2 protein-coding genes are annotated in these 9,258 nt (G+C 73.8%); both read right to left on the bottom strand.

Annotated features, from left to right (window positions below; translation table 11 throughout):
* Positions 1–3,639, bottom strand: a 3,639-nt coding sequence (locus ACZ3II_RS43460; RefSeq protein ID WP_465526761.1) for an amino acid adenylation domain-containing protein, incomplete at its 3' end; no start/stop codon positions are given.
* A 31-nt stretch (positions 3,640–3,670) separates the two neighbouring features.
* Positions 3,671–9,223, bottom strand: coding sequence for an amino acid adenylation domain-containing protein (locus ACZ3II_RS43455; RefSeq protein ID WP_465526759.1), 5,553 nt, complete (start codon positions 9,221–9,223; stop codon positions 3,671–3,673).
* Between the last annotated feature and the right edge of the window lie 35 nt (positions 9,224–9,258).

The raw sequence follows: 9,258 nt of genomic DNA, 5'->3' as shown, positions 1-9,258 counted from the left end.
AACCGACCCCGCCACCCGAGCCCGATACGCCACCCCGAAATCCCGGAACAACGGACCCATCGACCACCCGTCCCCCGCCACGTGATGCACCACCAGGAGCAGCACGGTCTCGTCGTCGGCGAGGTCGAGCAGGGCGGCCCGGACCGGCAGGCCGGTGCTCAGGTCGAACCGGCGGGCGACGATCTCGGCGAGCCTGCCGGGCAGCCGGTCCTCGTCGGTCTCGCAGCGTTCCACGGCGGCGGTCAGCCGGGCCCGGGCCTCGTCCGGCGCGAGCACGTCCTGGCGGGGCTGCCCGTCGGCCTGCGGGAACACGGTGCGCAGCGCCTCGTGCCGTTCCAGCACGTCACCGAGCGCGGCGACGAGCGCGTCCCGGTCCAGGTCGCCGGTGAGCCGGACGGCGAGCGGCAGGTGGTAAGCGGTGGCGCTCTCCTCCAGGTTGTTGAGGAACCAGAGGCGCTGCTGGGCGTACGACAGCGGGATGACGTCGGGGCGCGGCATCGGCTGGACGGCCCGGCGGGCGCCCTGCGCGGTCTCCACCACCCGGGCCAGCGCGGCGACCGTCGGTGACTCGAACACCGAGCGGATGGTCAGCTCGACGTCGAGCACGGTACGGGCCTTGCCGACCAGCCGGGTGGCGAGCAGCGAATGCCCGCCCAGGTCGAAGAAGCTGTCCTCGGGGCCGACCGAGGCGACGCCGAGCACGTCGGCGAACACGCCGGCCAGCAGTTCCTCGGTGGGCGACCGGAACCGCCGGGTGGCGGCCGGGGCGCCCGTCTCGCCGAAGACCGGGGCCGGGAGGGCGCGCTTGTCGAGCTTGCCGTTGCCGGTCAGTGGCAGGACGTCGAGTTCCACGAACGCGGACGGCACCATGTAGCCGGGCAGTTCCGCGGCGACGTGGGCCCGGAGCGCGGGGATGTCCAGGCGAGTGCCGGGGGCGGCCGGTACCACGTACGCCACCAGCCGTTTGTCGCTTTTCTCCTCGTGCACCAGGACCGCCAGCGGCCCGGTGGCCGGGTGGGTGGACAGGACCGATTCGATCTCCCCCAGCTCGACCCGGTAGCCACGGATCTTCACCTGGTCGTCGGAGCGCCCGGCGAACCACAGCAGCCCGTCCTCGGACCAGCGGGCCAGGTCGCCGGTGCGGTACATGCGGGCGCCGGGCTCGCCGAACGGGTCGGCGACGAACCGGCCGGCGGTGAGACCGGGCCGGGCGACGTAACCGCGCGCCAGGTTGTCCCCGGCGATGTAGAGCTCGCCGACGACGCCCGGGGCGACCGGGGCGAGCGCGGCGTCCAGCACGTACGCCCGGGTGTTCCAGATCGGCCGGCCGATCGAGAGCACCTCGGCGTCGATGGCGTCTCCCGGCTCGATCGCCAGCCAGGTGCAGCCGACCGTCGTCTCGGTGGGGCCGTACTCGTTGACGACCCGTGCCCGGGGATGCGCGGACCGCCACACGTCGAGTTGCCGCCCGGGCAGAGGTTCCCCGCCGAGCACCAGTTCCGTGGTGGGCGAGAACGCGGCGGGCAGCACATTGAGCAGTTGCAGGTGGCTCGGGGTGGCCTTGAGGTACGCGAACCGGGTGTCCGGGAGGTCGTCCTCGGCCAGGGCGCCGAGCCGCACCCGGCCGCCGGAGATCAGCGGCGCGTAGATCCCGGTGACGGTCAGGTCGAACGAGACCGGCGAGTGCAGCAGCACGCTGTCACCGGTCGCCGGGTAGGTGTCCGCCGCCCAGGCCAGGTAGTTCACCGCCGCCCGGTGCTCGATCAGCGCGCCCTTGGGCCTGCCGGTCGATCCGGAGGTGTAGATGACGTACGCCGGGTGGGCGGGGGTCAGCGGGGCGAGCCGGTCGGCGTCGGTCAGGTCGCCGTCCGGGCGCGCGGCGATCTCGGTACGCAGGTCGTTGTCGTCGAGCAGCAGCACCGGCACGCCGGGGTCCGGCATCGTGTCCGCGAGGGCGGCGGTGGTCACCAGGCACACCGGCCGGGTCTCGGCGAGCATGCCGGTGAGCCGGTCGGCCGGTTGGTCCGGGTCGACCGGCAGGTAACCGGCGCCGCTCTTGAGCGCGGCGACCAGGGTGGCGAGCAGCATCGGCTCGCGGGGCAGGGCGACCGCGACCAGCCGTTCCGGGCCGGCGCCGCGGTCGATCAGCACCCGGGCCAGCCGGTTCGCCCAGGCGTGCAGGGTGCGGTAGGTCAGGTCGGCGCCGCCGCCGGTGACGGCGATCGCGTCCGGGGTGCGGGCGGCCTGCCGGTCCAGCAGGTCGGTGAGGGTGACCCGGTCGACCGGGTGGCCGGTCGCGTTCCAGGTCTCCAGGATGCGGGTGCGCTCGTCCGCGGTCAGCAGGCCGACGGCCGCGATCGGCAGGTCCGGGTCGTCCGCCACGCTCTCGAGGAGCCTCCGCATCCCCTCGGCGAACCGGGTCACCGTGGCCGCGTCGAAGACGTCCGGCCGGTAGTCGAGACGGTACGACAGCCGCTCGCCGGGCATGCCGACCACGCTGACCGCGAAGTGGGTGGCGTCGCGGGCCTGGAAGTCGGTGATCCGGACGCCGTCGGCGAGCGCGGGCGTGCTGTCCACGTCGACCGGGTAGTTCTCGAAGACGGTGGCGGTGTCGAACAGCTCGCCCAGCCCGGCCGCCTGTTGCACCTCGGTGAGCCCGGCGTGCTGGTGCGGCATCAGCTCGGTCTGCCGGCGCTGCAGCGCGGTCAGCACGTCGGCGAGCGAGTCCCGGCCGGTCCACCGGACCCGGACCGGCAGCGTGTTGATCAGGAGCCCGACCATGTGCTCGACGCCGGGCAGCTCCGGCGGGCGGCCGGAGACCGTGCCCCCGAACACCACGTCGGTCCGGCCCAGGTAGCGGCCGAGCACGATGCCCCAGGCGGCCTGCAGGAACGTGTTGAGGGTCAGGTCGCGGCGGCGCGCGGTCGTGGTGAGCCGGGCGGTCAGGTCCTCGGGCAGTTCGACCAGGACGCTCTCCGGCGCGACCGCCTCCCCGCGGCTCGCGCCCCCGCCGACCAGGGTGGGTTCGGTGAGACCGGCGAGCGCGGCGGTGAAGGCGGTCTGCGCGGCCGGCCGGTCCTGCCGGTTCAGCCAGGCCAGGTAGTCCTGGTACGGCGCCACCCGGGGCAGCCCGGCCGGGTCGCCGTGCGACTCGTAGAGCGCGAACAGCTCGTCCAGCAGCACCGGCACCGACCAGCCGTCGATCAGGATGTGGTGCATGGTCAGGACCAGCCGGTGCACCCGGTTCGGCAGGGTGACCAGCACGAACCGCAGCAGCGGCGCCCGGCTCATGTCGAAACGGCGCACCCGTTCGGCGTCGAGGAGTTCGGCGTACGCCTCCTCGGGGTTCCCGGCGCCGCTGAGGTCGGCCGCACGCCAGGGGGTACGCACCTCGCGCCGGACCACCTGCACCGGCCGGTCGAGACCGCGGTAGCGGAACGAGACCCGCAGGTTGGCGTGCCTCCGCACGATCGCCTCCGCGGCCGCCCGCAGCGCGCCGGCGTTCAGGTCACCGGTCAGCTCGATGGCCATCTGCGCGGTGTAGACGTCCAGGCCTTCCCGGTCGTACAGGGCGTGGAAGAGAAAGCCCTCCTGCAGCGACGTCAGCGGCAGGATGTTCTCGACGGCGGACTTCTTCATGCGTGCGTACCTCTCTCGCGCTCGTCTGCGCTCAGTCGGTCTCGTCGTCCTCGAGCAGGTCGATGTCGTCCTGGCTCAGGGACAGAAGGTCCAGGTCGGACGGGGTGAGTCCGCCCGCCACCGGGTCGTCGGCCAGTGCCGCGAGCGCGTCCAGCTCACGCAGCCAGGTCTCGGCGAGGTCGCTCGTCTCGGTCTCGGTGAACAGCCCGCGCGGCCAGGCCAGCGTCGCGGTCAGCCGGGGGCCGTCCGGGCCGTCCTCGGCCACCGCGTTGATCTCGATGGCGTGGGCGAACGGCAGGTCGTCGTCGCCGACGGCGGTCAGCGGGCCCGCGCCGGTGTCGAGGGTCCACGGCTCCGGCGCGGACCCGTGCGGCGACGAGCCGGGGGCGGAGGTCCGGAAGCGGCCCAGGTAGTTGAACGCCAGCTGCGGTTCGCCCAGGCCGGCGAGCCGGGCGGCGGTCTCCGGGTGCAGGTGCCGCAGCAGCCCGTACCCGAGTCCCTTGCCGGGCACCGCCCGCAGTTGCTCCTTGACCGCCTTGACCGACTCGTCGAGGGGCCGCCGGGCGTCACCGGGATCCAGCCGTACCGGGTAGACGCTGGTGAACCATCCGACGGTCCGGGACAGATCGGCGCCGGGCGCCGGCTCGTCGCGGCCGTGTCCCTCCAGGTCGATCAGCACCGAGCTGTCGCCGGGCAGGCCGCGCCGCTGCCGCCACTGCCCGACTGCCCGGGCCAGGCCGGTGAGCAGCACGTCGTCGACACCGGCATGGAACGCGGCGGGCACCTCGGCCAGCAGCGCCCGGGTGGTCGCCACCGGCAGATCGATGTGGTGGGTGACCGCGTTGCCGATGGTGTCGGTGACCGGGTCCAGTTTGCGCCGCCCGAGGATCGGGTCGGCGCCGTCGAGGACGGTCTGCCAGTGTTCGAGTTCGGCGACCCGGTCCCGGGCCGCTTCGGCGAGCCGGCCGGACCATCCGCGGAACGACGTCCACACCGGAGTGAGCCGGGGTTCGGCGCCGTCCGTGACCGCCTGCCACGCCTCGGCCAGGTCGGCCAGCAGGATCCGCCAGGACACCCCGTCGATCACCAGGTGGTGGACGGCGACGACGAGCCGGCCGGGGCCGGTGTCGCCGGCGTCGCACCACACCAGGTCGATCATCCGGCCGTCCTCGGGGGACAGCCGGCGGCGGGCCGCGTCGGCCTCGGCGGCGACGACGGCGCGGGGGTCGGCTGCCCCGGCGAGGTCCACCCGGCGGATCCGGGCCGCCGCGGCGACCGTGCCGGGCGGCGGCACGGTCAGCGATCCGCCGTCCTCCGGCCGGTACGCCGCCCGCAGCATGTCGTGCCGGTCCAGCACCGCCTGCACCGCGCCGGTCAGGTCCGGCCACCGCATCCCGGCCGGCAGGACGACCAGTTCGGTCTGGTTGAACGTGGTGAACGCGCCGCCGCTGTCGACCAGCCCGCGCATCACCGGGGTGAGCGGCACCGTACCGGTCCCGTCGTCGGCCACGGCGAAACCGTCGGTCTCGGTGGCGACCGCGGCCAGCCCGGCCACCGTCTTGTGCACGAACACGTCCCGGGCGGTGAGCACCAGTCCGGCCTTGCGGGCCCGGCTGACCACCTGGATCGAGACGATGCTGTCGCCGCCCAGGTCGAAGAAGCTGTCCTCGACGCCGACGGCGGGCAGGCCGAGCGCCTCCGCGAAGATCTCGCAGAGCACCCGCTCGCGCTGGTCGCGGGGCATCGCGGCGGTGGTGGCGACGGCGCCGAAGTCCGGTTCCGGCAGGCTGCGATGGTCGAGCTTGCCGTTGGCGGTACGGGTGAACCCGTCGACCGTGACGATCGCGGCCGGGACCAGATAGTCCGGCAGGGTGGCGCGCAACGCGGACCGGACCGCCTCCGGCACGGGAACGGCGCCGGGCTCCGGGCGGACGTACCCGACGAGCCGCTGGTGGCCGCGGCTGTCGGCCCGGGCCACCACCACCGCCTGCGCCACCTCCGGCAGAGCCGTCAGCGCCGCCTCGATCTCGCCCGGCTCGATCCGGAAGCCCCGGATCTTGAGCTGGCCGTCGGACCGGCCATGGAAGACCAGCGCGCCGTCGTGCCGCAGCCGCACCAGGTCGCCGGTGCGGTACATGCGCTCGCCGGGCAGCCCGTACGGGTCGGCGACGAACCGTTCGGCGGTCAGCCCGGTCCGGCCCAGGTAGCCGCGGGCGAGCTGCGCGCCGGCCAGGTACAGCTCGCCGACCGCGCCGGGCGCAGCGGGCCGCAGCCGCTCGTCGAGCACGTACCCGGCCATCCCGGCGAGCGGCCGGCCGATCGCCGGTTCGGCGCCCGCGGCGATCTCCTGCGCGAACGCGTCCACAGCGGTCTCGGTGGGGCCGTAGAAGTTGACGCCGGAGGTGCCGGGCAGCGCGGCGATCTCGGCCCACAGGCCACGGTCGATCGCCTCCCCGCCGACGACGAGGACCCGCGGGTGGTGCCGCCCGGCGCCGAACAGCCCGGCGGCCATCAGCGCCCGCAGATGGGTGGGTGTGACGTTGAGGAAGTCCAGCCGTTCCCGGTCGACGAGGGCGGCGAACGCCTCCGCGTCGAGCCGGGTCTGCTCGTCGACCAGGTGCAGCTCGTGGCCGGCGGCCATCAGCAGCGTGCCCTCCCAGGCGGTGTCGAAGGAGAACACGGCGGTCATCCCCACCCGCAGCCGGCCGGCGTGCGCCGGCCAGCGGTCGGCGTGCTCGGCGGCGAGGGTGGCGAGGCCCCGGTACGGCACCACGACGCCCTTGGGCTGTCCGGTGGAACCCGAGGTGTAGATCAGGTAGGCGGCGGAACGCGGGTCCACCGTCGTCCCGGCCGGGTGCTCCGGGGCGGCTGCCGGTTCGTCACGGGCGTCGATCACCCGTACGCCGCCGGGGGTGAGGGTGTCGCCCGCGGTGACGAACAGCCGGGCCCCGGCGTCGCGGACCAGGTAGGCGATCCGTTCGGCCGGCAGGCCGGGATCGACGGGCAGCAGGACCGCGCCCGTCCGGAGCACCGCCAGCACCGCGGTGATCAGGCCGGCGGTCCGCGGCAGGGCGACCGCGACCACCTGTTCCGGTCCGGCGCCCGCGGCGACCAGCCGGTGCGCGAGCCGGTCCGCCCGCGCGCCGAGCTGCCGGTAGGTGAGCCGCTCGGTGGCCGTGACCAGCGCGATCGCGTCCGGGGTCGCCACGGCCTGGGCCGCGAACCGGTCGATCAGCGGCAGGTGTTCCACCGGGCCCGCGGCGGTGCGCGGGGCGTCGCCGAGGACGGTGTCGCCGATCCGCTCGCCGGGCCGGTCGGCGAGGGTCGTCAGGATCGTGGTGAGCTGCCGGGCCAGGCGTTCGACGGCGCCGTGCTGGTAGAGGTCCTCGGCGTAGACCAGATGCCCGGTCAGACCGGCCGGGGCGCCGTCGCCGTCGAAGGTCTCGGCCAGTTCGACGGTCAGGTCGAACTTGGCCGGCCCCGGGCCGAGGTCCACCGCCTCCGCCGTGACGCCGTCCAGCGGGAGGTCCGGGTCGGCGTTGTTCTGCAGCGCCAGCATGATCTGGAAGAACGGGTGCCGCGACAGCGACCGTTCCGGTTTGAGGTCGTCGACCAGCTTGTCGAACGGCAGGTCCTGGTGGGCGAGGGCGGCGAGGGTGCTCTCGGTGACCCGGTCCAGCAGTTGCCGGTACGTGGGGTCGCCGTCGGTGCCGGTGCGCAGGACCAGGGTGTTGACGAAGAGGCCGACGACGTCGTCGAGGGCGGCGTCGGTACGGCCGGCGACCGGGGTGCCGATCACGATGTCGGTGCCGGCGCCGAGCCGGGTGAGCAGGGCGTTGAGGGCGGTCTGCAGCACCATGAACAGGCTGGCGTTGTGGTCGCGGGCCAGCGTGGCGAGCCGCCGGTGCAGGCCGGCGTCCACCCGGTACGCGACGACGCCGGCACGGTGGCTGGGCACGGCAGGGCGGGGCAGGTCGCCGGGGATCTCCACGACGTCCGGCGCCCCGTCCAGGTACTCCCGCCAGAACTCCAGGTGCCGGGCGTACGCGCCGGTCTGCTCCTGCTGCCAGAGCGTGTAGTCGGCGTACGAGACCGGCAGTTCTTCCAGAGCGATGCCCGGTCTCCGGTACGCCTCGGCGAGGTCCCGCAGCAACGGCGCCAGCGACCAGCCGTCCCCGGTGATGTGGTGCAGCACGATCAGCAGCAGGTGCTCGCCGGGCGCCGGAGCGCTCAGCGACACCTTGATCGGCAGGTCGGTGGCGAGGTCGAACGTCACGTCCGCCGCCTCGCGCGGGTCGACCGGCCGGGTGCCGACCCGGAGGCGGGCCCGAGCCTCGGCCGGTCCGAGCAGCTCCTGCCGGGGCTGCCCGTCCTGGTCGGGGAAGATGGTCCGCAGGGTCTCGTGCCGGGTCACCACCGCCGCGATCGCCTCGATCAGGGCGTCGGTGTCCAGGTCGCCGGTGAGGCGGACCGCGATCGGGATGTTGTAGAGACCACCGGTGTCCAGACGGTTCAGGAACCACAACCGCTGCTGCGCGAACGACAACGGCAACTGCGCGGGCCGGGTACGCACGGTGATCGGCGGCCGGGCCGGCGGTGCGTCAGCGGCCAGCACCGCCAGCCCGGCCGGAGTAGGGGCCTCGAACACGGCACGGATCGGCAACTCCACACCGAGAACGGCCCGCACCCGCGACACCAACCGGGTCGCCAGCAACGAATGCCCGCCCAGATCGAAGAACCCGTCGTCGGCACTCACCGACTCCACACCCAGGACGTCGGCGAACACCTCACACAGCAGCTTCTCGGTGACCGTGGCCGCCACCCGGCCGCCACCGCCACCGGCGAACACCGGGTCCGGCAGAGCGCCGCGATCCAGCTTGCCGTTGGCGTTCACCGGCATCGCGTCGAGCACGGTCACCACCGACGGCACCATGTAGGCCGGCAACAGGGCGGCGGCCCGCTCCCGCACCACGACGGCGTCGACGTCACCGCTCACATATCCGGCCAGGTGCTCACCGCGGGCCACGACCACCGCGGACTCGACACCATCGACGCCGGCGAGGACGGCCTCGACCTCGCCCAGTTCGATCCGGAAGCCCCGGATCTTCACCTGGTTGTCGACCCGGCCCAGGTAGTCGATCTCCCCGTCGGCAGTCCACCGCACCAGGTCGCCGGTGCGATACATCCGCTCCCCCGCCGACCCGTGCGGGTCGGCGACGAACCGCTCGGCAGTCAGCGCGGCCCGGTTGACGTAGCCGCGTGCCACTCCGGCTCCGGCGATGTAAAGCTCCCCCGCCACACCCGGCGGCACCGGCTTCAGGTTCGCGTCCAGCACATACGCCCGGGTGTTGGCCAGCGGACGCCCGGTCAGCGCCGGGCGGGTCAAAGTTTGATCGCCCGACGAACGCCAGGCCAGGCAGTACACGGTCGCCTCGGTCGGCCCGTAGATGTTGGCGATGTCCGGGACGTCGATCGCGTTGAACACCTGCGCCGGGAGCCCTTCGCCCGCGAGCACCACGTGCTCCACGTCCAGGTCCACACCGGACGCCAGCACCTGCGCGAACACCGACGGCACACCCGACACCAGCGAACCCGACCAGCCACCCCGGTCCACCAGAA

It is taken from the genome of Actinoplanes sp. NPDC019969 (assembly GCF_055562375.1).
The sequence above is the reverse complement of the archived record's forward strand: the minus strand, read 5'-3'. Positions and strand labels throughout refer to the sequence as shown.